Annotated in this window: 23 protein-coding genes; 12 read left to right on the top strand and 11 right to left on the bottom strand. The window is 73.8% G+C overall.

From position 1 onward, the window contains the following. Window positions 1-18: 18 nt before the first annotated feature. From ABTZ91_RS06360 to ABTZ91_RS06350, 3 genes are all read right to left on the bottom strand, one after another. On the bottom strand, window positions 19-888 hold the full coding sequence (locus ABTZ91_RS06360; RefSeq protein ID WP_352075973.1) for an acyl-CoA thioesterase II: 870 nt from the start codon (window positions 886-888) through the stop codon (window positions 19-21). Next, a complete protein-coding gene (locus ABTZ91_RS06355) occupies window positions 889-2,046 on the bottom strand; it encodes an acyl-CoA dehydrogenase family protein (protein WP_352075972.1) in 1,158 nt (385 codons plus the stop codon). Window positions 2,047-2,138: 92 nt separating this feature from the next. Continuing rightward, a complete protein-coding gene (locus ABTZ91_RS06350; RefSeq protein ID WP_352075971.1) occupies window positions 2,139-3,413 on the bottom strand; it encodes a helix-turn-helix transcriptional regulator in 1,275 nt (424 codons plus the stop codon). 164 nt (window positions 3,414-3,577) lie between these two features. Here ABTZ91_RS06350 and ABTZ91_RS06345 point away from each other — a divergent pair, with 164 nt between their 5' ends. Then, window positions 3,578-4,186: a hypothetical protein gene (locus ABTZ91_RS06345; RefSeq protein ID WP_352075970.1), complete on the top strand. Its 609-nt coding sequence runs from the start codon at window positions 3,578-3,580 to the stop codon at window positions 4,184-4,186. A 33-nt stretch (window positions 4,187-4,219) separates the two neighbouring features. Here the strand turns inward: ABTZ91_RS06345 and ABTZ91_RS06340 are convergent, their stop codons facing one another. Then, window positions 4,220-4,432, bottom strand: coding sequence for a DUF397 domain-containing protein (locus ABTZ91_RS06340; protein WP_352075969.1), 213 nt, complete (start codon window positions 4,430-4,432; stop codon window positions 4,220-4,222). Further along, entirely contained in the window at window positions 4,425-5,219 is a 795-nt protein-coding gene (locus ABTZ91_RS06335) for a helix-turn-helix transcriptional regulator (RefSeq protein ID WP_352075968.1), read from the bottom strand. Before ABTZ91_RS06335 ends, ABTZ91_RS06340 begins: the two co-directional genes overlap by 8 nt. Window positions 5,220-5,420: 201 nt before the next feature. Here ABTZ91_RS06335 and ABTZ91_RS06330 point away from each other — a divergent pair, with 201 nt between their 5' ends. Beyond that, entirely contained in the window at window positions 5,421-5,750 is a 330-nt protein-coding gene (locus ABTZ91_RS06330) for a hypothetical protein (protein ID WP_352075967.1), read from the top strand. Next, window positions 5,747-6,052 (top strand): hypothetical protein, encoded by a 306-nt coding sequence (locus tag ABTZ91_RS06325; RefSeq protein ID WP_352075966.1) that lies wholly within the window; start codon window positions 5,747-5,749, stop codon window positions 6,050-6,052. Before ABTZ91_RS06330 ends, ABTZ91_RS06325 begins: the two co-directional genes overlap by 4 nt. A 25-nt stretch (window positions 6,053-6,077) precedes the next feature. On the opposite strand, the gene ABTZ91_RS06320 is transcribed toward ABTZ91_RS06325, so the two are convergent. After that, window positions 6,078-7,667 carry a PucR family transcriptional regulator ligand-binding domain-containing protein gene (locus tag ABTZ91_RS06320; protein ID WP_407077900.1) on the bottom strand — a complete coding sequence of 530 codons (1,590 nt, stop codon included), beginning with the start codon at window positions 7,665-7,667 and terminating at the stop codon, window positions 6,078-6,080. A gap of 119 nt (window positions 7,668-7,786) precedes the next feature. Here ABTZ91_RS06320 and speB point away from each other — a divergent pair, with 119 nt between their 5' ends. Beyond that, on the top strand, window positions 7,787-8,764 hold the full coding sequence (gene speB / locus ABTZ91_RS06315) for an agmatinase (protein WP_352075965.1): 978 nt from the start codon (window positions 7,787-7,789) through the stop codon (window positions 8,762-8,764). 599 nt (window positions 8,765-9,363) lie between these two features. Continuing rightward, window positions 9,364-11,052, top strand: coding sequence for a thiamine pyrophosphate-binding protein (locus ABTZ91_RS06310; protein WP_352075964.1), 1,689 nt, complete (start codon window positions 9,364-9,366; stop codon window positions 11,050-11,052). Between the two features lie 183 nt (window positions 11,053-11,235). Here the strand turns inward: ABTZ91_RS06310 and ABTZ91_RS06305 are convergent, their stop codons facing one another. Next, entirely contained in the window at window positions 11,236-11,613 is a 378-nt protein-coding gene (locus tag ABTZ91_RS06305; protein WP_352075963.1) for a hypothetical protein, read from the bottom strand. Window positions 11,614-11,765: 152 nt separating this feature from the next. On the opposite strand from ABTZ91_RS06305, the gene ABTZ91_RS06300 reads away from it, so the two are divergent. Both ABTZ91_RS06300 and ABTZ91_RS06295 read left to right on the top strand, forming a co-directional pair. Continuing rightward, on the top strand, window positions 11,766-15,632 hold the full coding sequence (locus tag ABTZ91_RS06300; RefSeq protein WP_352075962.1) for an ABC transporter ATP-binding protein: 3,867 nt from the start codon (window positions 11,766-11,768) through the stop codon (window positions 15,630-15,632). A 199-nt stretch (window positions 15,633-15,831) separates the two neighbouring features. Continuing rightward, window positions 15,832-16,209, top strand: coding sequence for a hypothetical protein (locus tag ABTZ91_RS06295; protein WP_352075961.1), 378 nt, complete (start codon window positions 15,832-15,834; stop codon window positions 16,207-16,209). 33 nt (window positions 16,210-16,242) lie between these two features. Here ABTZ91_RS06295 and ABTZ91_RS06290 read toward each other — a convergent pair whose 3' ends face one another. Continuing rightward, window positions 16,243-17,469, bottom strand: coding sequence for an FAD-dependent oxidoreductase (locus ABTZ91_RS06290; protein WP_352075960.1), 1,227 nt, complete (start codon window positions 17,467-17,469; stop codon window positions 16,243-16,245). 212 nt (window positions 17,470-17,681) lie between these two features. On the opposite strand from ABTZ91_RS06290, the gene ABTZ91_RS06285 reads away from it, so the two are divergent. Together ABTZ91_RS06285 and ABTZ91_RS06280 are read left to right on the top strand one after the other, a co-directional pair. Continuing rightward, complete coding sequence (locus ABTZ91_RS06285; protein WP_352075959.1) at window positions 17,682-18,086, top strand: hypothetical protein; 405 nt, start codon at window positions 17,682-17,684, stop codon at window positions 18,084-18,086. 126 nt (window positions 18,087-18,212) lie between these two features. Further along, on the top strand, window positions 18,213-19,673 hold the full coding sequence (locus ABTZ91_RS06280) for an aminopeptidase (protein WP_352075958.1): 1,461 nt from the start codon (window positions 18,213-18,215) through the stop codon (window positions 19,671-19,673). Between the two features lie 151 nt (window positions 19,674-19,824). Here ABTZ91_RS06280 and ABTZ91_RS06275 read toward each other — a convergent pair whose 3' ends face one another. Then, the gene (locus ABTZ91_RS06275) at window positions 19,825-21,657 is read right to left on the bottom strand and encodes a glycoside hydrolase family 3 protein (RefSeq protein WP_352075957.1); all 1,833 of its coding nucleotides are present in this window, start codon (window positions 21,655-21,657) and stop codon (window positions 19,825-19,827) included. 324 nt (window positions 21,658-21,981) lie between these two features. Further along, window positions 21,982-22,893 carry a LysR family transcriptional regulator gene (locus ABTZ91_RS06270; RefSeq protein ID WP_352075956.1) on the bottom strand — a complete coding sequence of 304 codons (912 nt, stop codon included), beginning with the start codon at window positions 22,891-22,893 and terminating at the stop codon, window positions 21,982-21,984. A 100-nt stretch (window positions 22,894-22,993) separates the two neighbouring features. Between ABTZ91_RS06270 and ABTZ91_RS06265 the strand changes: the two genes are divergently transcribed. The 3 genes from ABTZ91_RS06265 to ABTZ91_RS06255 are packed head-to-tail and all read left to right on the top strand — an operon-like array spanning window position 22,994 to window position 25,341. Further along, entirely contained in the window at window positions 22,994-23,917 is a 924-nt protein-coding gene (locus tag ABTZ91_RS06265) for an EamA family transporter (RefSeq protein WP_352075955.1), read from the top strand. Then, window positions 23,914-24,729: a hypothetical protein gene (locus tag ABTZ91_RS06260; RefSeq protein WP_352075954.1), complete on the top strand. Its 816-nt coding sequence runs from the start codon at window positions 23,914-23,916 to the stop codon at window positions 24,727-24,729. Before ABTZ91_RS06265 ends, ABTZ91_RS06260 begins: the two co-directional genes overlap by 4 nt. A gap of 27 nt (window positions 24,730-24,756) precedes the next feature. Beyond that, window positions 24,757-25,341 (top strand): AAA family ATPase, encoded by a 585-nt coding sequence (locus ABTZ91_RS06255; protein WP_352075953.1) that lies wholly within the window; start codon window positions 24,757-24,759, stop codon window positions 25,339-25,341. Here the strand turns inward: ABTZ91_RS06255 and ABTZ91_RS06250 are convergent. Continuing rightward, complete coding sequence (locus tag ABTZ91_RS06250; protein WP_352075952.1) at window positions 25,313-25,873, bottom strand: Uma2 family endonuclease; 561 nt, start codon at window positions 25,871-25,873, stop codon at window positions 25,313-25,315. The genes ABTZ91_RS06255 and ABTZ91_RS06250 overlap by 29 nt on opposite strands. Window positions 25,874-25,895: the final 22 nt, after the last annotated feature.

Raw genomic sequence — 25,895 nt, 5'->3', positions numbered from 1 at the left:
GGACGGTATGTCCGGTCGTCAGCGCGGCACGCGAACGACACCCTCCTGGATGACGGAGATCGCCAGGCGCCCGTCCTGGGTGTAGATCCGGGCCTGGCCGAGCCCGCGCCCGCCGGACGAGGTCGGCGACTCCTGGTCGTAGAGCAGCCACTCGTCGGCGCGGAAGGGCCGGTGGAACCACATCGCGTGGTCGAGGGAGGCGCCGACGACGTCGCCGACCGCCCAGCCGCCCCGCCCGTGCGCCAGCAGCACCGAGTCGAGCAGTGTCATGTCGGAGACGTAGGTGGCGAGGACCACGTGCAGCAGTGGGTCGTCGGCCAGCTTGCCGTGGGTGCGGAACCAGACCTGGGAACGCGGCTCGCGCGGCTGCCCGACCGAGCCCCACGGCGGGGTGTCGGCATAGCGCAGGTCGACGGCGGCGCGGGCCTCGATCAGCCGGTCCGCGACCTCGCGGGGCAGGTGCCGGGGCAGCGTCTCGGCGGCCGTCGGCAGCGACTCGGGGTCCGGGGCGGGCGGCATCCCGGCCTGGTGGTCGAGACCTTCCTCGTACGTCTGGAAGGACGCCGAGAGGTGGAAGATCGGCTGGCCGTGCTGGACCGCGACCACCCGGCGGGTGGTGAAGGAACGGCCGTCGCGGATGCGGTCCACGGTGTAGACGATCGGCGCGCCGGGGTCGCCGGGGCGCAGGAAGTAGGCGTGGAGCGAGTGGGCGAGGCGGTCCTCCGGGACGGACCGTCCCGCCGCCACCAGCGCCTGGGCGGCCACCTGGCCGCCGAAGACGCGGGGGACGAGCGCGGAGCGGGACTCGCCCCGGAAGATGTCCCGCTCGATCCGCTCCAGGTCGAGCAGATCGAGCAGGGCATCCAGTGCCGTGTGCGGGTCGGGCACTTACAGACCCATCGACTTGGCGATGATCGACTTCATGATCTCGCTGGTGCCGCCGTAGATGCGGTTGACGCGGTTGTCGGCGTACAGGCGGGCGATCGGGTACTCGTTCATGTAGCCGTAGCCGCCGTGCAGCTGGAGGCAGCGGTCGATCACGCGGTGGGCGACCTCGGTGCAGAAGAGCTTGGCGGAGGCGGCCTCGGCCGGGGTGAGCTCGCCCGCGTCCAGGGCCTCGAGGGCGCGGTCGGCGACGGCCTCGGCGGCGTCCACCTCGGCCTGGCAGGCGGCCAGCTCGAACTTGGTGTTCTGGAAGTGCGCGACCGGCTTGCCGAAGACCGTGCGGTCCGTGACGTACTGCTGGGCGAACCGGATCGCGGCCTTGGCCTGGGCGTAGGCGCCGAAGGCGATGCCCCAGCGCTCGGAGGCGAGGTTGTGGCCGAGGTAGTAAAAGCCCTTGCCCTCCTCGCCGAGCAGGTCCTCGGCCGGCACCTTGACGTCGACGAACGCGAGCTCGGCGGTGTCGGAGGTGCGCAGGCCCAGCTTGTCGAGCTTGCGGCCGATGGAGTAGCCCTCGGACTTGGTGTCCACGGCGAAGAGGGAGATGCCGAAGCGGCGGTCCTCGGCCGACGGGGGCGAGGTGCGGGCGCAGACGATCACGCGGTCGGCGTGGACGCCGCCGGTGATGAAGGTCTTGGCGCCGTTGAGGACATAGTGGGTGCCGTCCTCGGAGAGCTTGGCGGTGGTCTTCATGCCCGCGACGTCGGAGCCGGTGCCCGGCTCGGTCATCGCGAGGGCCCACATCTCCTCGCCGGAGACGAACTTCGGCAGGTAGCGCTTCTTCTGCTCGTCGGTGGCGAGCATCTTGATGTACGGGAGCGCCAGCAGGACGTGCACGCCGGAGCCGCCGAACTGCACACCGGCGCGGGCGGTCTCCTCGTAGAGGACGGCCTCGAACTTGTGGGTGTCCAGACCGGCGCCGCCGAACTCCTCGGGCACGTTGATGCCGAAGACGCCGAGCTCACCGAGCTTGTAGTAGAAGTCGCGGGGCGCCTGACCGGCGGCGAACCACTCGTCGTACACCGGGACGACCTCGGCCTCGATGAAGGCCCGGATGGTCTCCCGGAACGCCTCGTGGTCCTCGTTGAATACGGTACGGCGCACGAGCCGCCTCCTTCGGTGTCCTGTCCTGTCCGGCCTGGCGCGAGCTTGTCTAAGCGCTTGCTCAGCCTCCTCCCTATGAAGTTACCGACCGGTCAACCGCTCTGTCCAGACTCCTCCGCTGTGATCCAGCGCCGACTGTCGGTGTCGTACGCGTACGTGGGCCGGCCCGCCGCCCCGCTCGTACGGAACGGCAGCCCGCCCCGGTCGGTGATCCGCACGGTCCCCGAACGCCCCTGGGAGCTCCACTCCAGCTCCAGGTACCACCGGCAGTCACAGCCCGCCGTCCGCGCGGCGACCAGCAGCTCCTCGGGACCGGCCGCCGTCACCGCGTACGGGAAGGAGACGGCGGGGATCGTCCGGCCGTCCCCGTCGGTCGCGTCGAAGCCGTCGACGGGCCGGGCGAGCGGACGCGGCCGGTCGAGGTCGACCGCGAAGTGGCGCGGGGTGACGGCCCCGCCGCAGCCCTCGTCCATCCGGTACGCAGGCCAGGGCAGCGGCCCGCGTCGGTCCACCACGCGCACGTGCAGGGCCTGGAGGACGACCGCGTCGGACGACCGCCCCTGGACCGAGATCCGCACGAGCGTCTCCCCGCCGTCCACGGCCCCCTGCGCCGCCGCCCAGCTCCGCGCGTCGACGGCCTCCGGCGGGGGAGGGGGCGTCCGCTCCACGAGGTAGGTGTGTCCGCAGCCGTCCTTCCAGACGTGCGAGGCGACCGTCCACGTCAGCGGCGCCGGTAGTTCGGCGGCCCGCTCCCGTGGCTTACCCGGCAGGAGTACGGCTCCGAGCGTCACCACGACCGCCAGCGCCGCGCCGACCGCACCCACCCAGCCCCACCGGTGCCGGCGCGGGCGCCGCTCGGTCGGGAGGCCCGGCACGCGCGCGTGCACGGGCTGGGGCTCGGGCCGGGGCTTGGACGCGGGTTGGGGCTCGGGCTTGTGCGCGGGCTGGGGCTTGGACGCGGGCTCCGGGGTGGGCTGCGGTTCCGGCGCCGGTTGCGGCTCCGGGGCGCGCTCGGGCTCTGGGGTGGGCTGGGGCTCCGGGCCGGGCTCGGGCTCCGGCGCCGGTTGCGGCTCCGGGGCGCGCTCGGGCCATGCGCCGGGCTCCGGGACCCGAGGGCGACGGGTGCGGTACGCGCGGCTCCAGGCCACCTCCAGGGCGCGCCGCTCCTCCTCGTCCGCCCCGCACAGCAGGGCGAGGCGGTCGACCACGGCGAACTCCTCCGGGACGGTCGCGCCCGAGCAGTAGCGGTGGAGGGTGGACGCGCTGACGCTCAGGCGCCGGCCCAGCGCCTCGTAACTGCGCCCGTCCCGCGCCTTCAGCGCGCGCACGAGCCCCGCGAACTCCTCTACGGTGGCGTCCTTCGGCATTCCATCCCCTTCGACCCTGCGTCCCACCCTTCACGTCCCTGCACGTCAGCGGGGGTGGAACGGTTCCGGGACGGAAGGGCGGCGCGTCACCATTGCAGGGCGGCGGGCGCCGGCCCGACGCTGGTCGAGCACGGACCGAACGACCCGACGGGGGATCCACCACCATGAACAAGCTCCGTACCGCACTCGCCACCGCAGCCGCTGCCGCCCTGGGCCTCGCGGCCCTCGCCACGGCCCCGGCGCAGGCCGCCGCCCAGCCCGCCTTCCTCGCCGCCGCCCAGCTGCCGCCGTCGTCGACGCCGTGGACCGCGACCCAGGTCTTCACCGGCGTCCCGGAGAACGGCGGCGCCCTCTGCGCCCCGTACAAGATCCCGGCGCAGAACAGCCGCTACCGCGAGTTCAGCACCGAGCTCGACACCAACGCCGTCCAGATCACCACCGTCGCCCGCACCGAGGCCGACGCCGTGAAGCTGGTCGACACCCTCCGCAAGGCCCTCGCCGGCTGCGGCCCCCTCCTGGAGCGGCAGAACCCGGGCCTGAAGGCCGTCAGCGCCGCCCACGGCAAGCTCGCCGTCGAGGAGGGCGCCTGGGTCTACAGCCTGGACACCGCCGACCCGCAGATCGGCAGCACCGACATCCACCTCTTCTCCGTCGGCCGCGACGGCCGCACCGTCACCTTCGTCCGCTGGGGCCAGATGGGCGATCTCAAGGACGCCCCGCTGACCGCCTTCCGCACCACGACGAAGACCGCGGTCAACAAGCTCTGGTCCTGAGGCCGGGACCGGTCGCCGGAGGCCGGGCGTTGCCTAACGCCCGGCCTTGACGCTCGTGATGAACGAGGTCCAGCCTGCCGCGGCGAAGACGAGCGCGGGGCCGTGAGGGTTCTTCGAGTCGCGGACCGGGACGCCCGACGGGTGGCCGTCGAGGACCTCGACGCAACTGCCGCCATCCCCGCTGCTGTAGGACGACTTGCGCCAGCCGCTCAGTGCGGCCGCGTTCGGGATGGTGCGGTCAGTCATGGCGCTCGTATTCCTTTGCCGTCGCCCTCAGCAGGGCCAGCGATTCCTTGCGGGGGAGGGCGTCGCCCAAGGCGAGAGTGTAGGTGCGCTGCAAGGTCTCGACCAGGGCGGGCGAGTCGTGCAGCTTGCCCATGAGCACGCCCTCGCCGTAGGCGACCGGAGGCTGGTCGTCGAACATCATCAGCGACAGCATCCCCTGAAGCAGCGGGTGGTAGCCCGCCCCGAAGGGGAGTACGTGTACGCGAACCCGCTCGCACTCCACCATGCCGATGATGTGGGTCAGTTGCTCCGCCATGATCTCCGGGCTCCCGACGTGGCGGCGCAGTACCGCCTCGTCGACGAGGGCGCAGAACAGCGGCGTGACGGGGTCGGAGAGAATCTTTCCTCGCTCCAGCCGTGTGACAAGGAGCCTGTCACATTCCTCTTCACTCCGGGGAGTGACACTCGGCCGCAGAACCGCACGGGCGTACCCCTCCGTCTGGAGCACGCCGGGCACGAGGGCCAGCGCGAACTCATGGATGGCCGAAGCCTGTTGTTCGAGTTCCAGCGCCGCCTCGAAGTAGTCCGCGACCGCCACGTCCTGCTTGGGCAGGAAGCTCTGCAACACATCGCCCGTGCTCAGCGCCCTGTCGAGCCTGCGGGCGTCCTCCTGTGAGGGAATCCGGCGGCCCCCCTCGATGTGGGCGATGTGCGAGCGGGTCATGATCGTGCGGTCCGCCAGCTCTTGTTGGGTGAGGCCGGCGGCCTCGCGTCGGGCCTTCAGCCACTCGCCGTAGACATTCGTCATCGTCAACTCCCTTGTGACAAACGCTCTGTCACACCGAACCCCCTGGTCAGGGTAGCCCTGCTGGTCTCACGCTGTGAGGGAATCGCTACAGAGCGCAGTTCCGGCGGGCGGACGAGCCCTGCGGAGCCGCGTACGCGAGACCCCCGCGACCGAGGCGACCGGTCCGGGGGCGTGGCCATCAACTACGCAGGAGCTGACGACGTGTTGCACTGTATCGCCCGGATGATCGACCCGCTGCTGCGGCTGCTGTGGCCTCCGCCGCCCGGACGCCATCGCCCGCCGTGCGCCCGCACCCTCCTCGTACGCCCTCTGTCCGGTGCCGAAGCCGAGGCCGAAGCCGGCCCCGCTCCGACCCCCGAGCCGTATCTCCGGGGAGAGGACAGCCCGCTCGTCCGGCCCTACCTCCTCGCCCATGAGCGCCGTCAGGCCGAGGCACGGAGGCAGCGAGGCCGTCGTCGTGCCCTCTGGCTCGCCGTGCACGGCATCGACATCGGGCCCCGCGTCATCCACGGAAGGGAGGTCGCGGCGTGAACCGGCCCGCCACGGAAGCCGCCCGACTGCTCCCCTGGACCGGCGCCGAGGGGAAGCCCTGCTATCTGATCGGTGACGGCCAGGGATACGTCTCCCGCGTCGCCGACAACGTCGAGAGCGTGCAGCTCGGCATGGCCGCCGATCTCCTCGGTCATGTCGAGGACCTGTTGAGCGACCGTTCGGCGACTCCTGAGCAGCTCCGCTACGTCGTCGCCCGCCTGGCCGAGTCGCTGCGCGAGGTGCACCGCGTCGCGCGGAGCCGGGGCGCCCGGCTGGCCGTGGACGCCGGCGACGTCCCCTAGCCGGAGGCCGCGAGCGGACTTCGGCTCACAGGGCGCCGAGCGCGAACCACAGCTCCATCCGCACGTCCGGGTCGTCCAGGTCCCGGTCGAGGAGCGCGGCGGCGCGGGCGATGCGCTGGCGGACGGTGTTGCGGTGGATGCCCATCGCCACCGCCGTCCGGTCCCAGCTGCCGTGCAGCGACAGCCAGGTGCGCAGCGTCTCGGTCAGCGGCCCGGGTCCGCCGAGCGGGGCGAGCAGGTCGCGGGCGTACGCGGCGGCCTCCTCCCGGTCCACGAGGCCGGCCAACCCGGCCGCGCGGTGCCGGACCAGGGGCGCCCGGGTCGCCTGCGCCCGTCGCAGGGCCCGGGCCGCCTGCGCGTCGGCGGCGGCCAGGTCGGCCGCCTCGGCGGGGGCGCTGACGCCGAGGGTCCAGCCGGGCTGGGCGGTGACGGATTCCGAGGCCGGCAGGAGCAGGCGTACGACTCCGGGGCCGGGGGCCGGCGAGCCCGGGGCGCCCTCGGTGGCCGCCTCGCCCGGCTCCGTCGTTCCCGCGTCCACCAGCGGTGTCCCCAGGGCCGCCGCCAGCGCCGCCGCCGCGAACGGCGTGCCGTCGCCACCGCGCGCGTGCACGACGGCCCAGGGCCCGGCGCCCAGGGCGCGCGCCGCGTCCGCCGGGTCCGCGCCGAGCAGGAGGCGGACCAGGGCCGTGTCGCGGGCGGTCACGTCGGCGGCGCGGTGCGGGGCGGTCAGGAGGGAGAGGAGGACGACCGCGACGCCCGCGATCGTGTGGTCGCCCGGCTCCCGGCGCTGCGCCGCGACCCCGAGCGTCAGCCCCTCCCCGCCGCCCAGCGCGTACGCCGCGAGGCGCAGCCCGCCGCCGTCGCCGCTCGCCGAGGCCGGCCCGCCCGGGCGGGGCCCCACCACCCGGGCCAGGTCCGCCAGGGCCCGCGCCGCCTCCGCCGGGATCTCACGGCCGGCCGCCGCCGACTCCGTACCGTCCGGGCCGAACAGCACCGCGCGTCCGCCGAGGCGCGAGGCCAGCGCGCCGAGCACCGCCGGGACCGGGGCCGGGCGGGCGGCGGCGGTCGCCAGGGACTGCTGGGCCTCGCTGACCCGGCGCAGCTCGTGCAGCCGCGCCTGGGCCATCAGCCGCCACAGCGCCCGGGCGACGGCGGTGAACGGGGTGTGGGGCGGGACCTCCACGAGCGGCAGGCCGTGCCGTGCGCAGGCCGCGACCAGTTCCGGCGGCACCGTGTCGTACACCGGGGTGACCCCAAAACCGAGCGCGGCCGCCCCGGCCTCCACCACCCGCTCGACGTACCGCGCCGGGTCCGTGAGCTGCACGCCCGCCGTCATCAGGAGCTCGCCGCCCAGCAGATACGGGTAGGGGTCGGCCATCTCCGAGGTGTGCACCCAGTGCAGCGACACGTCCGGCGACCCGGCGAGGAGCCGCAGGCCCAGCTCCTCGCGGGCGAGCAGGGCGGCCAGCGGCACCGGCGGCACGGGTGGGCCGGGCGGGGCGGTGCCGGGCGGACCGGCAACAGGCGGAGTGGCGGCGGGCGGGGTGGTACCGGGTGGACCGGCAGCGGGCGGGGTGGTACCGGGTGGAGTTCCGGCGGCTTCCGACGCGTTCATGGGTATGGATCCTTCGTACAGCCCCCGCCCCGACAGTGGAGAAAACGTACACTTCTCCGCCGCTGCCCGGCCACCTACCGTCGAAGCCGTCAGAGAAGCACCTCCAGGAGGACCCGACCATGAGCAGCAGCGACCAGAACACCCCGCGCGGCCCGATCGACTCGTCCCGCATCCCGCGGTACGCCGGTCCCGCGACGTTCGCCCGGCTGCCGCGCCTCGACGAGGTCGGCACCGCCGACGTCGCCGTGGTCGGCGTCCCCTTCGACAGCGGCGTCTCCTACCGCCCCGGCGCCCGCTTCGGCGGCAACGCCATCCGCGAGGCCTCCCGCCTGCTCCGTCCGTACAACCCGGCCCAGGACGCCTCGCCGTTCGCCCTCGCGCAGGTCGCCGACGCCGGTGACATCGCCGCCAACCCGTTCAACATCAACGAGGCCGTCGAGACCGTCGAGGCCGCCGCGGACGAGATCCTCGGCACCGGCGCCCGCATGATGACCCTGGGCGGCGACCACACCATCGCGCTGCCGCTGCTGCGCTCCGTCGCCAAGAAGCACGGCCCGGTCGCCCTGCTCCACTTCGACGCCCACCTCGACACCTGGGACACCTACTTCGGCGCCGAGTACACCCACGGCACCCCGTTCCGCCGGGCCGTCGAGGAGGGCATCCTCGACACCGAAGCGCTGTCGCACGTCGGCACCCGCGGGCCGCTCTACGGCAAGCAGGACCTCACGGACGACGAGAAGATGGGCTTCGGCATCGTGACCTCGGCGGACATCTACCGCCGCGGCGCCGACGAGGTCGCCGACCAGCTGCGCCAGCGCATCGGCGACCGCCCGCTCTACATCTCCATCGACATCGACTGCCTCGACCCGGCCCACGCTCCCGGCACCGGCACCCCCGAGGCGGGCGGCATGACCTCCCGCGAGCTCCTGGAGATCCTGCGCGGCCTCTCCTCCTGCAACCTGGTCTCCGCCGACGTGGTGGAGGTGGCCCCCGCGTACGACCACGCCGAGATCACGGCGGTCGCCGCCTCCCACACGGCGTACGAGCTGACGACGATCATGTCCCGCCAGATCGCGGCGAGCCGCGAGGCGAAGTAACCCGGGGACAGCCGTCCGGGGCGGGCCCGCGCCCGGCGGGTGTTCCGTCGCCTGCGCGCGAGCCCCGTCGCGCGCGAGGCCCCGTCCCGCGCGAGCCCCCGTCGCGCGCGAGGCCGCGCCCCGCGCGAGGCCACACCCTGTCCGGGCACGGCCCCGCCCGGGACGGCACCTGCCCCGGGAGACCCGGGCACGGGCCGCGCCCGCCCTGGGAGGTGCCCCAGGGCCGCCCCGGCAGCACCCCGCACGGGCGCCCGCCCCGACAGATCCGCACACGGGTGGCGCCCGCACCCGCAGGGTTCCCCGCCCCGTGTCGCCCGCCCGCAGGGCCCCGGCCCCGCCGGCGGCGGGCCGTCGCACGCCCTCCCGCGCGGCTCCCGCCCCGTGGCCTGCCCGGCAGGGCTGCCCACGCCCCGTGCCCGGGTCGGCGTCCTCCTCGTCCACCCCTCGCCCGCCCCCGCAGGGGCCCGCCCGTCCCCCCGCCCGCCCGGCAGGGCCCCCCGCCCGCCCCGCAGGGCCCCCCGCGCGCGACACTCGTCCTTGTCGGGCAGTGCCCCGACCCGGCCACCGGGCCGCCCTCGACCGACCAGCCAAGGGACCCCATGACTCACGACCACGACCTGGTGCTCCGGCCCACCGCGGCGCAGACGCGAGCGGCCCTGAACCCGCCCGCGGGGCGGATCGGGGGCGATCTCGTCGTCGAGACGCTGTCCGGGCTCGGGGCCACCACCGTCTTCGGGCTGCCCGGGCAGCACGCCCTCGGCATGTTCGACGCGCTGCGGCGGTCGGACCTGCGGTACGTGGGCCTGCGGGTCGAGAACAACGCGGGCTTCGCCGCCGACGCGTACGGCCGGATCACCGGCGAGGCCGCCCCGCTGCTGCTCTCCACCGGCCCCGGCGCGCTGATGTCGCTCGCCGCCCTCCAGGAGGCGGCCGCCGCCTCCGCGCCGGTCCTCGCGATCGGCAGCCAGGTCCCGGTGGCGGGGCTCGGCGGTGGCCGGCACGGCTATCTGCACGAGCTGCGCGACCAGCAGGCCTCGTTCCGGGACGTCGTGAAGTCCGTCCACACGGTCCGTACGCAGGCCCAGATCCCGTCCGCGATCGCCGCCGCGTGGAAGTCGGCGCTCACCGCCCCGCACGGCCCGGTCTGGGTCGAGATCCCCGAGGACGTGCTGCGCGCGGAGACGAGCCTGCCGGTCGTCACGGCGATGGACGCCACCCCCGACGAGGTCGTGCCCCGGCCGGAGCTGACCGCGGTCGCCGCCGACCTGCTCGCGAAGGCGGCCCGCCCGGTGATCGTCGCGGGCGGCGGGGTCGTACGCTCCGACGCGTCCGGCAAGCTGCGGGCCCTCGCCGAGCGGATCAACGCCCCCGTCGTCACCACCTTCGGCGGCAAGGGCGCCTTCCCCTGGACGCATCCGCTGTCGCTCCAGTCCTGGCTGGAGGACCGGCACACCACGGACTTCCTCGAGGACGCCGACGTCCTCCTCGTCGTCGGCTCCGGCCTCGGCGAGCTGTCCTCGAACTACCACACCTTCGCCCCGCGCGGCCGGGTGATCCAGATCGAGGCCGACGCCGGGAAGCTGGAGTCCAACCACCCGGCGCTCGGCATCCACGCGGACGCCCGCCTGGCCCTCCAGGCGCTCCTGGAGACGGTGGAGGCGCGGCCGGACGCGGAGGCGCCCGAGCGGGTCCGTGCGGTCCTGGCGAAGGTACGGGACCGGCTCGCCGCCCAGGACCTCGGCCTGGAACAGCGGGTCGTCGCCGCCGTGCGCGAGGCCCTGCCCGACCGGGCGCCCAGCTTCTGGGACATGACGATCCTGGCCTACTGGGCCTGGTCCGCCTTCGACGCCCGCCGCCCCAACACCATGCACTCCGCCCAGGGCTCCGGCGGCCTCGGCTACGGCTTCCCCGCCGCCCTCGGCGCGGCCGTCGCCGACCCGACGACCCCGGTTCTCGCGGTCTCCGGCGACGGCGGCGCGATGTACTCGATCGCGGAGCTGGCGACGGCGAAGCAGTACGGGCTCGATGTCACCTGGCTGATCGTCGACGACGGCGGCTACGGCATCCTGCGCGCGTACATGACGGACGCCTTCGGCGAGGCCACCGCCGCCGCCACCGACCTGTCCCGCCCGGACTTCGTCGCCCTCGCCGCTTCCTTCGGCGTCCCGGCCACCCTCACCACCCCGGACACCCTCACCAAGGACCTCTCCGAGGCCCTGGCGACCCCCGGCCCCTCGGTGGTGGTCCTCCCGGCCCTGCTGCGCATGTTCGAGCCGACACACCTGTGAGTGAAGGGCGTTCGCCGCGCCGATTTGGCGATGCCTTCGCCCGCGTCACCGGACAGCCCGCGCAGTGGGTCGCCCCGCCCGGAACGGCGTGACCTCCGCCGGTCTTGGAGCCCAACAGCCTGCGCCCGGCCCGCGCCCCGGCCCCCCTGCGGGGTCGGGCGCGGCCCGGTCCCCACCGGAGCCTCAGCTCCCCGCCAGCTCCGCCCACGCCTTCCGGTACGCGGCGACCCTGGCCTCGTACCCCTGCCGGAACTCCTCCGCCGCGCTCTGCCCCAGCCCGTGCAGCGGCATGCGCTCCGGGCGTATCAGCCTGGCGATGTCGGCGAAGACCACCGCGGCGGCCTCGGCGACGGTCCCGCCCCTCTGCCGCGCGGTGAACACCTGCCCGCCCACGCCCCGCAGGTGGTCCTCGAAGACGCTCCGCGGCATGTACGCCGTCCGCCGCACCTGCTGCTCCGGCACCGGCGCGATCCTCCCGGCCCCCGCGATGCCCTCCAGCACCAGCAGCGCCGCGTACAGCTCACCCCAGGCGTACGGCCTGCCCTCCTCGACCCGCGACACGGACCACCCCTTCCCCTCCGCTGCGACACCGGCCGCCCCACGGCGGCCGCCTGATTCCTACCCACCCCGGCCGCCGATTGTTGCGGCGGGATGAAATCGCACGTCGGGGACGTTGGGGCTTCCGGTAGAGCAGGATCGACGGGAGGCGCCACGTGGCGGCGGTGGGGCAGGAAGAACAGACGGAGAGCGCCCGGCAGGGGTGGGCGCGCAGACTGTGGGCGTACGCCTGGCGGTATCGGACGGACGTCGTGCTCGCGCTCGGCTCGTCCCTCGCCGGCATGGCCGTCCTCGCGCTCGTCCCCCTCATCACCAAGGTGATCATCGACGACGTCATCGGGGCCGGCACCCGGTCGCTCGCCGTCTGGACCGGCCTCCTCATCGGCGCCGCCGTCCTCGTCTACGTCCTCACCTACATCCGCCGCTACTACGGCGGCCGCCTCGCCCTCGACGTCCAGCGGGACCTCCGCGACGACATGTACGCCACCATCGTGCGGCTCGACGGGCGGCGGCAGGACGAGCTGTCCACCGGGCAGGTCGTCGGGCGCGCCACCAGCGACCTCCAGCTGATCCAGGGCCTGCTGTTCATGCTCCCGATGACGATCGGGAACATCCTCCTCTTCCTCATCTCGCTGGCCGTGATGGCCTGGCTGTCGATCCCGCTCACCCTCGTCGCCCTCGCCGTCGCCCCCGCCCTCTGGTACATCGCCAAGCTCAGCCGCACCCGCCTCCACCCCGCCACCTGGGCCGCCCAGCAGGAGGCCGCCGCCGTCGCCGGCGTCGTCGACGGGGCCGTGACCGGCGTCCGCGTTGTCAAGGGCTTCGGGCAGGAGGGGCAGGAGACCCGCAAGATCCGCGACGCGGGCCGCCGGCTCTTCGCCGCCCGGCTGCGCACCATCCGCCTGAACTCGCTCTACACCCCCGCCCTCCAGGCCGTGCCCGCCCTCGGCCAGGTCGCCGTCCTCGCCCTCGGCGGCTGGCTCGCCTACCGGGGCCAGATCTCGCTGGGCACCTTCGTCGCCTTCTCCTCCTACCTGGCCTCGCTCGTCGGCCCGGTCCGCATGCTCGCGATGGTCCTCACCGTCGGCCAGCAGGCCCGCGCCGGCGTCGAGCGGGTCGTGGAGCTGATCGACACCGAGCCGGCGATCAAGGACGGTACGAAGGTGCTGCCGGCCGACGCGCCCGCCACCGTCGAGTTCGACGACGTCTCCTTCGCGTACGGGGACGCCGGGAGCGACGGGGACGACGCGGCCTCCGGGGACGCCGAGGGCTCCGGGGCCGGGGGCAGCGGCGCCCGGCCCGTCCTCGACGGCTTCTCGCTGGAGATCCGGGCCGGCGAGACCGTCGCCGTCGTCGGCGCCTCCGGCTCCGGAAAGTCCACCGTCTCGCTCCTGCTTCCCCGCTTCTACGACGTGACCCGCGGCGCCGTCCTCGTCGGCGGCCACGACGTGCGCGAGCTGACCCTGGAGTCGCTGCGGGCCGCGATCGGCCTCGTCCCCGAGGACTCCTTCCTCTTCTCCGACACCGTCCGCGCCAACATCGCCTACGGTGTCCCGGGCGCGACCGACGAGCAGATCGAGGCCGCCGCCCGCGCCGCCCAGGCGGACCGCTTCATCGCCGAGCTGCCCGAGGGCTACGACACCAAGGTCGGCGAGCACGGACTCACCCTCTCCGGCGGCCAGCGCCAGCGCATCGCCCTCGCCCGCGCGATCCTCACCGACCCGAGGCTCCTCGTCCTCGACGACGCCACCTCCGCCGTCGACGCCCGGGTCGAGCACGAGATCCACGAGGCCCTGAAGGCCGTGATGGCGGGCCGGACGACCCTGCTCATCGCCCACCGCCGCTCCACCCTCCTCCTCGCCGACCGGATCGCCGTCCTCGACGGCGGCCGGCTCGCCGACCTCGGCACCCACGAGGAGCTCCAGGAGCGCTCCGCGCTCTACCGGCAGCTCCTCACCGACCCCGACGAGCTCGGCGGCGTCTCGCCCGGCCACACCCCGGCCGGCGCGGCCGAGGAGACGGACGAGGAGGACCGCGCCCTGCGGGCCGAGCTGGACGCCGAGTTCGACGCCGAGCGGGGCATCACCCCCGCCCTGTGGGGGCGCGAAGGCCGCCCTGACGGCGACGAGGGCGCGACCCGCGCCCCCGGGGCCACCCCCGAGCTGCTCGCCGCCGTCGAGGCGCTGCCGCCGGCCGACGGCACACCGGACGTCGACGAGACCCGGGCCGTCGAGCCCGAGGAGACCTACGGGCTGCGCCGGCTCCTTCGCGGCTTCGGACTGCCGCTCCTCGTCAGCCTCGGTCTGGTCGCCCTCGACGCCGGCGCCGGACTGCTCCTGCCCGTCCTGATCCGGCACGGCATCGACGAGGGCGTCAACCAGCTCGCGATCGGCGCCGTCTGGGCCGCCTCCCTGCTCGCGCTCGGCACCGTCGTCGTGCAGTGGGCCGCGCAGACCGCCGAGATCCGCATGACCGGACGCACCGGCGAGCGGGTCCTCTACGCGCTGCGCCTGAAGATCTTCGCCCAGCTCCAGCGGCTCGGCCTCGACTACTACGAGCGCGAGCTCACCGGCCGGATCATGACCCGGATGACGACAGACGTCGACGCCCTGTCGACCTTCCTCCAGACCGGACTGGTCACCGCGTTCGTCTCCGTCGTCACCTTCTTCGGCATCATGGTGGCGCTCCTCGTGCTCGACCTCCAGCTCGCCCTGGTCGTCTTCGCGACGCTGCCGGTCCTCGCCGTCGCGACCTACTTCTTCCGCCGCTCCAGCGTGAAGGCGTACGAGCTGGCCCGCGAGCGGATCAGCGTCGTCAACGGCGACCTCCAGGAGTCGGTCGCCGGCCTGCGGATCGTGCAGGCCTTCGGCCGCGAGCGGTCGGGCGCCGAGCGGTTCGCCGCGCGCGGCGCCGCCTACCGGGACGCGCGCGTGCGCGGCCAGTGGCTGATCTCCGTCTACTTCCCGTTCGTGACCCTGCTGTCGTCGGTGGCGGCCGCCGCCGTGATGATCGTGGGCGCGAACCGGATCCAGGCGGGCACCCTCACCACCGGCGCCCTCGTCGCCTACCTCCTCTACATCGACCTCTTCTTCGCCCCGGTCCAGCAGCTCTCCCAGGTCTTCGACGGCTACCAGCAGGCCGCCGTCTCGCTGAAGCGGATGCAGGAGCTCCTTCAGGAGCCGACGTCCACCGCCCCCGCGGACGCCCCGCTCGACGTGCCCTCGCTGCGCGGCGAGATCGCCTTCGAGAACGTCTCCTTCGGCTACGGGTCGGCCGACGGCGGCGAGCGGGCCCTGTCGGGCATCGACCTGCGCATCCCCGCCGGGCAGACCGTGGCCTTCGTCGGTGAGACCGGCGCGGGCAAGTCGACGCTGGTCAAGCTGGTCGCCCGGTTCTACGACCCGACGGGCGGCCGGGTCACCGTGGACGGCACCGACCTGCGCGAGCTCGACCTCACCGCGTACCGGCACCGGCTCGGTGTCGTGCCGCAGGAGGCGTATCTGTTCGCCGGGACGGTCCGCGACGCCATCGCGTACGGGCGTCCCGACGCCACCGACGCGGAGGTGGAGGCCGCGGCCCGCGCGGTCGGCGCCCACGACATGATCGCCACCCTCGACGGCGGCTACCTCCACGAGGTCGCCGAGCGCGGCCGCAACCTCTCGGCGGGCCAGCGCCAGCTGATCGCCCTGGCCCGCGCCGAGCTGGTCGACCCCGACGTGCTGCTGCTCGACGAGGCCACCGCCGCCCTCGACCTGGCCACCGAGGCCCAGGTCAACGCGGCCACCGACCGCCTGGCCGGCCGCCGCACCACCCTGGTCGTCGCCCACCGCCTCACCACCGCCGCCCGCGCCGACCGGGTGATCGTCATGGACCACGGCCGGATCGCCGAGGACGGCACCCACGACGAACTGCTCCTCCGCGACGGCCGGTACGCGGAGCTGTGGCGCACCTTCATCGGCGCGTCCGACGACAAGGCCGGCCGGACGGACACGGAGGAGCGGGCGGGCGCGGAGGCGATCTGACGACGCCGGCCATGCCGTCGCGCGCGGAAGTGATCTGAGTACGGTCGGAGATGCGGGCGGGCGCGGAGGCGGTCCGACCACGGCCGGCCAGGCGGGCGCCGCGACGATCCGGGTACGGCGGGCCATGCCGACCGGCACCGAGGCGATCTGAGTACGGCCGCTCATGCCGGCCGGCGGCGGGGCCGGTTGAATCGCTCCCATGAGCGACGACCTGCCGGCCCCCACCCCCGCCGCCCCTCCCGCCTCCGCCGCCTCCGAGGCGCGGCGGCTGCGCACCCGCGCCCTGTGGACCGGCCTCGGCCTGATCCCGGCCACCGTCCTGGTCGTGGTCCTCGCGCTCGCCTCCGAGAGCGGCACGCGCTGCGTGATGCTGGGCACGTGCGGCGACGTTCCGGGCCGGCTGACCCTGCTCACCCTCGCCGTCGCGGCCGCCGCCTGGATCACGGCCCTCTCCACTCCGGAGGGCGCCCCGCCCGCCCCGACCCGCAAGGCGGCCCTCTGGCTCCTGCTGGGCGCCGAGGCGACCTTCCTCACCCTGGTCCTCGCCCACTTCACCGGCGGCACGCCGGCCGGCTAGGACGATGCCCGTGCGGTCCCGCGGCCTCCTCGCTCAGGCCGGCCGGTCGGTGGCGGCCGGTGCGGTGGAGGCCGGCGCCTCGGCGGCGCGCTGGGCGAGCAGCACCCGCCGGCGCTTGGCGACACCGCCCGGCAGACGGTGCAGGCGGTACGAACCGGGCGTGTGCGCCTCTTCGGCCAGGTGTCGCGGGATGCCCTGGCAGACGAGTTCCTTGATCCGGGCACCCAGTCCCTCGCCGATGTGCAGCCACACGGCGACGTCGGACCGGTTGGCGAACTGGTAGATGCCCGCACTCCGGCCCAGGCTGATGCACTGGGCGTAGAAGCCCTGGTGGAGGCGGTCGGGCTGCTCACCGGCGAGCCGGCTGAGGACCGTGTCGGCGGCCCGGGCGCCCAGCGGCGTCGCGTTCAGGCAGCTCATCCGCAGCGGCAGGCCGGACGGTGCGGCCGAGTCCCCGGCCGCGAGGATCCGGTCGTCATCGACGCTCGTCAGCGTCTCGTCCGTGACCAGGCGGCCCACGGCGTCGGTGCTCAGCCCGCTGCGCGCGGCCAGGTCGGGCACGCCGAAGCCGACGGTCCAGACGGTGACCTCGCTCGGCAGCTCGCGGCCGTCGGCGAGCCTGACGGCGTCGCGGGTCACTGCCGTCACCTTCGTGCCGGAGCCGTCGACGACCCTCACCCCGAGCCCGTCCAGCCGCCTGGCGACCGTGCGCCGGCCCCGGGTGTGCAGATACGGGCCGAGGAGACCGCCGCAGACCAACGTCACCCGGCGACCCTGCTCCGCGAGCTCGGCGGCGGTCTCGATGCCGGTGGGCCCGGCGCCGACCACCGTCACCGGGGCCGTCGGGGGCGTGGCGTCGAGGACCGCGCGCAGCCGCCGGGCCTCCTCCAAGGTGGCGATCGGACGGGCGAAGTCGGCCGCGCCGGGCACGCTCGGTGCGGCGCTGCCGCTGCCCACGGCGTAGATCAGGTAGTCGTAGTCGAGGGTGCCGCCGGACGCCAGGGCCACGGCGCGCCCGGCCGCGTCGATCCGGGTCACGCTGTCGACCACCAGCCGTACGCGCTCGGCCAGCACGTCCCGGTAGGCGACGACCGCGTCGTCGGACCCGCCCACGAGCTGGTGCAGGCGGACCCGGTGGACCAGGTCGGGGCGCGGGTTGACCAGCGTCACGGTGACGTCCTCGCGCCGCGTCAGCCGGTTCGCGGCCATCACGCCCGCGTAACCGCCGCCGATCACGACCACACGCGTGTTCCCCGTCATGGTGCCTCCTCCGTCGTCGGGTGCTCGGCCATAAGGCACCGCGCGCCCGGCTGCTGTGACGGGATGTGGGCCGGATCACTTCCCGAGGCTCACCGCCCACCGGACGACCGCCGGTCGACCACGGGTCGGCAACAGGTCGGCAACCGGTCGGCAACCGAATCCGCCCCGGCCGCGTCGTAAGCATGTACGGCAGAAGCAGGGGAGGGGTGCACGTGTTCGGTGGGGTTCCGGTGGGAGCGGTCCGCAGGCTCTCCGCGTACCTGCTCGCCCTGGTCCTCGCCGTCGGTGTCCTCGTCGTGGCCGGGCCCGGCGCGGGGACCGCCGACGCCGCGTCCGTGTGTCACGGGCGCCCCACCCGCACCATCGGCTTCGCCACCGGCGAGCTGCGGCTCTACCGGACCCGGCAGTACGTGTGCGCGCTCGCCGTCACCAAGCGGCCCGGGCCGCTCCAGCAGATGTCGGTCTCGCTCCAGCCGCGCGGCGGGCGGGCCGCGGTCAACGCCGGCCGGTTCACGCGCCAGGCCGGTCCGGTGACCGTGCACGCCCTCAACCGCTGCGTCCGGGCGTCCGCCTCCATATCCGGCCGGGGCACGTCCACCGGCTGGGTGCTGTGCTGAGAGGGACGGCGACCGGATCCGTAGCGGATCCTGTGCAGGTCCACAGGTAAGTGCCAACCGGGTCTGGCGGCCCGGACCTTGGCCCCGCTAGGTTCGCGACACCGTTGTGAACCAAGGGGAGGGTGAATGCGCAAGTCGCTCAGATGGCTGCTGTCGCTGTCGGTGCTCATAGGCACCGTCGGCTCGACCGGTGTGGCTACCGCCGCGGAACCGGAGTCCGGCAGCACCGCCGTCGCCGACTCACCGAGCGCGGACGCGCAGAGCACGGACATCAAGGACCGCATCCTGGCGATACCCGGGATGAGCCTGATCGAGGAGAAGCCGTACGCCGGCTACCGCTTCTTCGTCCTGGAGTACGAGCAGCCGGTCGACCACCACCGCCCGTGGGCGGGCACCTTCAAGCAGCGGATCTCGGTCCTCCACAAGGACACCGACCGCCCCACCGTCTTCCGCACCAGCGGCTACGGGCTCAGCACCACCCCGAGCCGCAGCGAGCCGACCCGGATCGTCGACGGCAACCAGGTCTCCATGGAGTACCGGTTCTTCACGCCGTCCCGGCCGCAGCCCGCCGACTGGTCGAAGCTGGACATCTGGCAGGCCGCCAGCGACCAGCACCGCATCTTCACCGCGCTGAAGCGCATCTACGGCAAGAAGTGGCTGTCCACCGGCGCCTCCAAGGGCGGCATGACCGCCACCTACTACGAGCGCTTCTACCCCAAGGACATGGACGGCGTCGTCGCCTACGTCGCGCCCAACGACGTGGTGAACAAGGAGGACTCGGCCTACGACCGGTTCTTCGAGAACGTCGGCACCCAGGAGTGCCGCGACCGCCTGAACGCCATGCAGCGCGAGGCCCTGGTCCGCCGCGAGCCGCTGCAGAAGAAGTTCGACGCCTGGGCGAAGGCCGAGGGCATGACCTTCAACACGCTCGGCTCGGTCGACAAGGCGTACGAGGCCGTCGTCCTCGACTTCGTGTGGGGCTTCTGGCAGTACTACGGCGAAGAGGTCTGCGACCAGGTCCCGGCCGCCGCCACCGCGAGCGACGACACCGTCTACGAGACGATCGACGCCTACGCCGGCTGGTCCGCCTACACCGACCAGGGCCTGGAGTACTACACCCCGTACTACTACCAGGCGGCCACCGAGCTCGGCTCGCCCAGCATCCGGCAGCCGCACCTGGACGGCCTGAGCCGCTACGGCTACCAGCCGGCCGGCGCCTTCGTGCCGCGGGAGATCCCGATGCGGTTCAAGCCGTGGGTCATGCGGGACGTGGACGACTGGGTCCGCAAGAACGCCGACCGGATGATGTTCGTCTACGGCGAGAACGACCCGTGGGGCGCCGAGCCCTTCCGCCTGGGCAAGGGCGCCCGGGACAGCTACGTCTACTACGCGCCGGGCGCCAACCACGGCGCGAACGTGGCCGGTCTCGTCGACGCCGAGAAGGCCAAGGCCACCGCCCGCATCCTCGCCTGGGCCGGAGTCGACGCCCCGGCGGTCCAGGCGGCCCAGCCGCTCGCCCGCTTCGACGCCCGCCTCGACCGCCCGGTCGACGAGGAAGCGACCCGCGAGCACGGCCTGCGCCCGTAGGCCGTGGGCGGGGAGCTGGGGCGACCCGCATAGGGGCCCCTCCGCTGTGGCCCGCGGATGTCGCTCCGCTGCCGCCCGTACGACGTGAGCCGGCGTCCCGTCCTTGTGACGGGGCGCCGGCTCCACGCTTTCCCTGAGCCGGGCGGCGACGCTACGCGTACGACAGGCCGTGGCCCACCGGGAAGAGCACCTTCGCCGGGTCGTCCGCGCTCTGTACGGGCACGGGCAGCCGCCCGCGCGGCTCGGCCTGCCCGGCCAGGACCCGTACCGCCGCGCGCAGTTCGACGTCCGTCCAGGAGTAGGAGGCGAGCGTGGCCCGCTGGCCCTGGATCCGGGCCACGTCGTACGGGTTGCGGACGGCGATCGTCACGACGGGCACGCCGGTCGCGACCAGCCGGGCGACGAGGGTGCGCTGCGGGCTGGTCGCCGACACGTTGTAGGTGCCGACGACGACCAGGTCCTGACCGGCCGCGGCCGCCACCGCCTCCTCGATCCGCGCGGCCGTCGGGGTGATCCCGGTGGACAACGCCCGCGCCGAGAAACCGAGTTCGGTGAACGCGCCGGCCAGTGTGGTGGTGGGCGGCCCGGTGGTGCCCGACGGCGAGGCCGGGTCGGCGCCGACGACCAGGACCTTGGGGTGGCTGCGCCGGCTGACCGGCAGGAATCCGCCCTCGTTGACCAGCAGGGTGGTGGTCCGTTCGGCGATCCGGTCGGCGTGCGCGAGATGGGCGGCGGTGCCGACCGTCCGGTCGACCTCGGCGTGGTCGGTGTACGGGTCCTTGAAGAGGCCCAGTTTCGCCTTGAGCCGCAGGATCCGCAGGATCGATTCGTCGAGCCGGGCCTCGGTCAACTCGCCGTCCTTGACGGCCTTCAGGACCGCGTTCCAGGCGACCGACAGGTTCGGCGGGTTGAGCAGCTGGTCCACGCCCGCCTTGAGCGCGAGGACCGGGACGCGATCGTCCCCGTACTTCGTCCGTACGCCCTCCATGCCGAGCGAGTCGGTGACGACGACGCCGTCGTAGCCGAGCTGTTCGCGCAGGATGCCGGTGAGGATCGGGCGGGACAGGGTCGCCGGGTCCCCGCTCGGGTCGAGCGCCGGCACGACGATGTGCGCCGTCATGATCGAGTCGATGCCGGCGGCGATCGCGGCGCGGAACGGCGGGGCGTCGAGCTCGTCCCACTGCGCGCGGGTGTGGGTGATGGTCGGCAGCCCGTAGTGGCTGTCGACGGCCGTGTCGCCGTGCCCGGGGAAGTGCTTGGAGGTCGCCGCGACCCCCGCCCGCTGGTAGCCCTTGACCTGGGCGGCCACCAGGCCGGCGACGGCCTCGGGATCGGAGCCGTAGGAGCGGACGCCGATGACCGGGTTGGCCGGGTTGACGTTGACGTCGGCGACCGGGGCGTAGTTCTGCCTTATGCCGACGGCCGCGAGCTCGGCGCCCGCGATCTGTGCCGCCTTGCGGGCGTCGGCGTGCGAGCCGCCCGCGCCGAGCGCCATCGCGCCGGGCAGCAGCGTGGCGGGCTCGCCGACCCGGCAGACGATGCCGTGCTCCTGGTCGGTGGAGATGAGCAGCGGGATCGGGGTGGCCTGGGCGAGTCCGGCCCGCTGGATGCCGTTGGAGAGGTCCGCGATCTGGTGCGGGTCGCGGGTGTTGTGCGCCCAGGCGAAGTAGATGACGCCGCCGACGTGGTAACGCTCGATCAGCTCGGCGGCGGTGCGGACGCCGATCTCCCTGAGGTTGGCGTGGACGTCGGCCTGGTCGGGGGCGGTGGCGGAATGGCCGTAGACCCGCATGACGAAGAGCTGGCCGACCTTCTCCTCCAGGGACATCCGGGAGAGGAGGGCGCGCAGCCGGTCGTCCTGGCCGGCGTCGGCCGCGTAGGAGGGGGTGGTCAGGGTGGTCACCCCGGTGAGGGCGGCCGCGGCGGTGGCGGCGGTCACCGTGAGCAGGGTGCGTCGGGAGGGGGCGGAGGCGGGGTCGTGCACTGGTGCTCCTTCCGTGAAGGAAACTGCCAAGGTGTCACGGATAGCCGGAAAGTAACTGCCAGGTCAAGGATCGGCGCAAGAATCGCGGGCTGTGGCGGCCGGGGAGGCAGGCTGTCGCCGGGAGCCGGGAGCCGGGAGCCGGGAGCCGGGAGCCGGGAGCCGGGAGCCGGGAGGCGCGGCGGTGCGCGGCGGTGGGCGGCGGTGCGCGGCGGTGCGCGGCGGTGCGCGGCGGTGCGCGGCGGTGCGCGGCGGTGGGCGGCGGTGCGCGGCGGTGCGCGGTGGCCTGGGTGGCCCGGCGTGGCGGGCCGTGGCCTGGATCGTCCGTCAGCCCGCTGCCGCGACCTCGGGCCAGAGCTCCTGGAGGGTGCGGACGGTCTCCGTGATGGCCGGCCGCCGCGCCGCGCCCGTACGCCACAGCGCCCGCAGCCGCCGCCTGGGCACCGGATCGAGCAGCAGCGGGACGACCTCCGGCGGCAGCGGCCCGCGCCCGAGCCGCGGTACGAGGGCGATGCCCAGCCCGGCCGCGACCAGGGCGACCTGCGTGTTGTTCTCCTCCGCCTGATGGGCGACCCGCGGCGCGTACCCGACCGCCCGCAGCGTACGGATCAGCCAGTCGTGGCACACCGTCCCCGGCGGCTGGACGATCCACCGCTCCTCCACCAGCTCCTCCCGGCGCACCGCCTCCCGCTCGGCCAGCGGATGGTCCCGGTGCACGAGGATGTCGCACAGGTCGTCGCCGATCACCGCCTGCTCCACGCCCGGCGGCACCGGCAGCGGCGCGATGTCCCAGTCGTGCGCCACCGCCAGGTCGAGGACCCCGCGCGCCACCAGGTCCACCGACAGATGCGGGTCCACCTCCGACAGGTTGGCGTCGAGCGAGGGGTGCCGGCGGGCCAGGTCGGCGAGGGCCGGCGGCATCAGGCCGCGCGCCGCGCTCGGGAAGCAGCCGATCCGCAGCCGGCCCGCCGGCAGCCCGCGCCCTTCCTCCAGGCGCACCTCGGCCTCCTCCACCAGCGACAGCAACCTCTCGGCGGTGTCGGCGAGTTGATGAGCCTCGTCGGTCAGCCGGACGCCCCGTCCGCTGCGTTCGAGCAGGGTCGTACGGGTCTCCCGCTCCAGTTTGGCGATCTGCTGGGAGACTGCCGAGGGGGTGTAGCCGAGGGCGGCGGCAGCGGCGCCGACCGTGCCGTGCACGGCGACGGCGTGCAGCGCCCGCAGACGTCCCAGATCCAGCACGCGCTCGCTCCCCCTCGCTCCTCGATGTAGCAGTGCTTCATCCAACCATGAAGGAATCCGTGCTGGTGCTACATGGTTCGAACGGGTGATCCTCATCCCTATGCGCCCCTCCCATGTCGCCCTCGCCGCCCTGGTCACCGCCCTGTGGGGCGTCAACTTCGTCATCATCGACCTCGGGCTCGACCACTTCCCGCCGCTGCTCTTCTCCGCGCTCCGCTTCCTCGTCGCCGCCCTGCCCGCCGTGTTCTTCGTCGGCCGCCCCAAGGTCGCCTGGAAGTGGATCGTGGGAGTCGGACTGGCCCTCGGGGTGGCCAAGTTCGGGCTGCTGTTCACCGGCATGAGCATGGGCGCGCCGGCCGGTCTCTCCTCCCTGATCCTCCAGGTCCAGGCCGTCTTCACGGCCGTGTTCGCCTTCCTCGCGCTCGGCGAGCGGCCCGGCCCCGTCAAGCTGACCGGCATGGCCGTCGCCCTCGCCGGCATCGGGGTCGCGGCGATCGACGAAGGGGCGTCGAGCTCGCTGACCGGCTTCCTCCTGGTGATCGCGGCCGCCGTCGCCTGGGGCGTGTCCAACGTCCTCACCCGCAAGGCGTCCCCGCCCGACGCCCTCAACTTCATGGTCTGGGTCAGCACCGTGCCCGTCCTGCCGCTGCTCGCCCTCTCCCTGCTCATCGAAGGCCCCGAACGCGACCTGGCCGCGCTCAGGGACCTCGACCCGGTGGGCGTCGGCGTCATCGTCTTCATCGCCTGGGTCGCCACCGTCTTCGGCTTCGGCGCCTGGGGCTGGCTGCTGCGCCGCCACCCGGCGTCCTCCGTGGCCCCCTTCTCACTGCTCGTCCCCGTCTTCGGCATGTCCTCGGCGGCCCTCTTCCTGGGTGAGGAGATCTCCCCGCTGCGGTGGTGCGCGGCGGCGTTGCTCGTCGGGGGAGTGGCGCTGACCTCGCTGTCCTCCCCGCCGCGCAAGGCGGCCGAGGAACCGGAGGCTAAGGTGCTGGTTCCGACGCCGAACGGGGGAACAGCACCGTGAACCAGTCGCAGCCGCAGCCGCCGCAGTCGTACGGGCAGCCGTACCCGCAGCACCCGGTGCCGTACGGACAACAGCCGTACGGGCAGCAGCCGTACGGACAACAGCCGTACGGTCACGCCCCGGGACCGTACGGACAGCAGCCGTCGTACGGACAGCAGCCGCACGGCCAACTGCCGTGGGGGGCCGGTCCCTCCGGACCGCAGGGCGGCTGCGAGGTGTGCGGTGCGCAGCCCACGGCGGCGGTGACGGTCCGCTCGCACCAGGGCATGGTCGTCCTCATGCGCACGGTCACCCGGCGCGCCGCCCTCTGCCGCACCTGCGGCCTTGCCGTCTACCGGAAGATGACCTCCGAGACGCTGGTGACGGGCTGGTGGGGCCTCTTCTCCTTCTTCGTCACGCCCTTCATCGTGCTCGGCAACGTCCTCGGCGCCCGAGCCGCCCTCCGCCGGCTGCCCGAGCCGCAGGGCGCCCAGCGCCCGCCCCTGGACCCGGGGCGGCGCGTGCTGCTGCGCGCGCCCGCGATGCTGGTCCTCACCCCGGTCGCGCTCGTCCTGGCGGCGATCCCGGTGCTCCTGCTGATCGGACTGCTCGCGGGCGGCAAGGACGAGCCGGTGGCGCTGTCCGTCGGCGACTGCGTGCGCAACGAGGCGGAGTGGCCGGACCAGAAGCTGCTGAAGGTGGACTGCGGCTCACCGCTCGCCGAGTACCGGGTCGCGGCCGCCTCCTCCTGCGGGCCGACCGACTACCTCCTGCGGCCCGAGTACGTGATCGACGCGCCGGGCGAGCCTGGCTACTGTGTCACGCGCAAGTGACCGTACGGTGCTGAGAGGCCGCCCCGCATGACCTTCGAGCACGTCGTCGTCGACAGCACCGAACCGGCCCCCGGCGCGGTCCTCCTCGTCGGCATCCCCGGCAGCGGCAAGAGCACCGTCGCGGCGGCCCTCGCGGCCCGCTTTCCGCGCTCCGCGCACATCGAGGTCGACCACCTCCAGGAGCTGATCGTCCGGGGCGGCCACTGGCCCACCCCCGAGGGCGACCCCGAGGCCGACCGGCAGATCCTGCTCCGGGCCCGCCACGCCTGCCTCCTCGCGGACAGCTTCGTGGCGGCCGGCTTCCTGCCGGTCGTCGACGACGTGGTCGTCCGCCGCTCCCACCTCGACTTCTACCGCGCGCGGGTCACGACGGGCCCGCTGCACCTGGTCGTCCTCGCCCCCGGCCCCGAAACGGCCTGGGAGCGCAACAACGCCCGCCACAAGAAGCTGACCACGAACTGGGCCTTCCTCGACGAGGCCATGCGGGCCGAACTCTCCGATCAGGGCGTCTGGATCGACAACGCGGACCAGACGGTCGAGGAGACGGTGGACGCGGTACTGGAGGCGACCGGGCTCGGCAGCGCTAGTCGCGCGGGAATCCGTCCGTCTTGACGACGATCTCGCGCCCTTCGAGCGGCAGGACCAGGTCCTCGCCGAAGGGGATCTGCTCCTGCTCGGCGTAGGTGCCCGTGCGGGTCGGGCGGCTGTGGATCGTGCAGGTGGCGTCGGAGGGATCCACGATGACGTAGAGAGGGATGCCGCACTCCGCGTACATGCGGAACTTCTTCTGGAAGTCGTTGTCCCGGGTGCTCTTGGAGATGACCTCGATCACGGCTTCCAGGCTGTGCCACTCGAACCGGCCACGGCTGTTGCGCTCGGCGCCAGGTGCGACGATGGCCAGGTCCGGGGCGTATCCCCAGAGGCTGGACGGGAAGTCGATCATGACGTCCGACAGGACCTTGCCGTGTCCGGCGAGCTGTCGCTTGATCTGCGGTGCCGCCTCGATGAGAACGTCTGACTGGTCCTCGCTCCGAGGCGTCATGATGATCTTCCCCTCCGTGATCTCCACGCGGAAGCCGCCGGGCAGGTTGGTGCCCTCCAGCACGTCCCAGGCGCTCTCGGTGTCTCGGGCGACCATCGTCATCTCGACCTCCGTCAGCAGTTGC

The organism is Streptomyces sp. NPDC126499 (assembly GCF_040302485.1).
GTDB lineage: Bacteria > Actinomycetota > Actinomycetes > Streptomycetales > Streptomycetaceae > Streptomyces.
This window is presented reverse-complemented; position numbering and strand designations above follow the sequence as displayed.

Bases quoted from the DNA above. Each gene is read 5' to 3' on its own strand.
- ABTZ91_RS06350 (WP_352075971.1), bottom strand. From the start codon at position 3,413: ATGCCGAAGGACGCCACCGTAGAGGAGTTCGCGGGGCTCGTGCGCGCG.
- ABTZ91_RS06345 (WP_352075970.1), top strand. From the start codon at position 3,578: ATGAACAAGCTCCGTACCGCACTCGCCACCGCAGCCGCTGCCGCCCTG.
- ABTZ91_RS06340 (WP_352075969.1), bottom strand. From the start codon at position 4,432: ATGACTGACCGCACCATCCCGAACGCGGCCGCACTGAGCGGCTGGCGC.
- ABTZ91_RS06335 (WP_352075968.1), bottom strand. From the start codon at position 5,219: ATGACGAATGTCTACGGCGAGTGGCTGAAGGCCCGACGCGAGGCCGCC.
- ABTZ91_RS06320 (WP_407077900.1), bottom strand. From the start codon at position 7,667: ATGAACGCGTCGGAAGCCGCCGGAACTCCACCCGGTACCACCCCGCCC.
- speB (WP_352075965.1), top strand. From the start codon at position 7,787: ATGAGCAGCAGCGACCAGAACACCCCGCGCGGCCCGATCGACTCGTCC.
- ABTZ91_RS06310 (WP_352075964.1), top strand. From the start codon at position 9,364: ATGACTCACGACCACGACCTGGTGCTCCGGCCCACCGCGGCGCAGACG.
- ABTZ91_RS06295 (WP_352075961.1), top strand. From the start codon at position 15,832: ATGAGCGACGACCTGCCGGCCCCCACCCCCGCCGCCCCTCCCGCCTCC.
- ABTZ91_RS06290 (WP_352075960.1), bottom strand. From the start codon at position 17,469: ATGACGGGGAACACGCGTGTGGTCGTGATCGGCGGCGGTTACGCGGGC.
- ABTZ91_RS06280 (WP_352075958.1), top strand. From the start codon at position 18,213: ATGCGCAAGTCGCTCAGATGGCTGCTGTCGCTGTCGGTGCTCATAGGC.
- ABTZ91_RS06265 (WP_352075955.1), top strand. From the start codon at position 22,994: ATGCGCCCCTCCCATGTCGCCCTCGCCGCCCTGGTCACCGCCCTGTGG.
- ABTZ91_RS06255 (WP_352075953.1), top strand. From the start codon at position 24,757: ATGACCTTCGAGCACGTCGTCGTCGACAGCACCGAACCGGCCCCCGGC.
- ABTZ91_RS06250 (WP_352075952.1), bottom strand. From the start codon at position 25,873: ATGACGATGGTCGCCCGAGACACCGAGAGCGCCTGGGACGTGCTGGAG.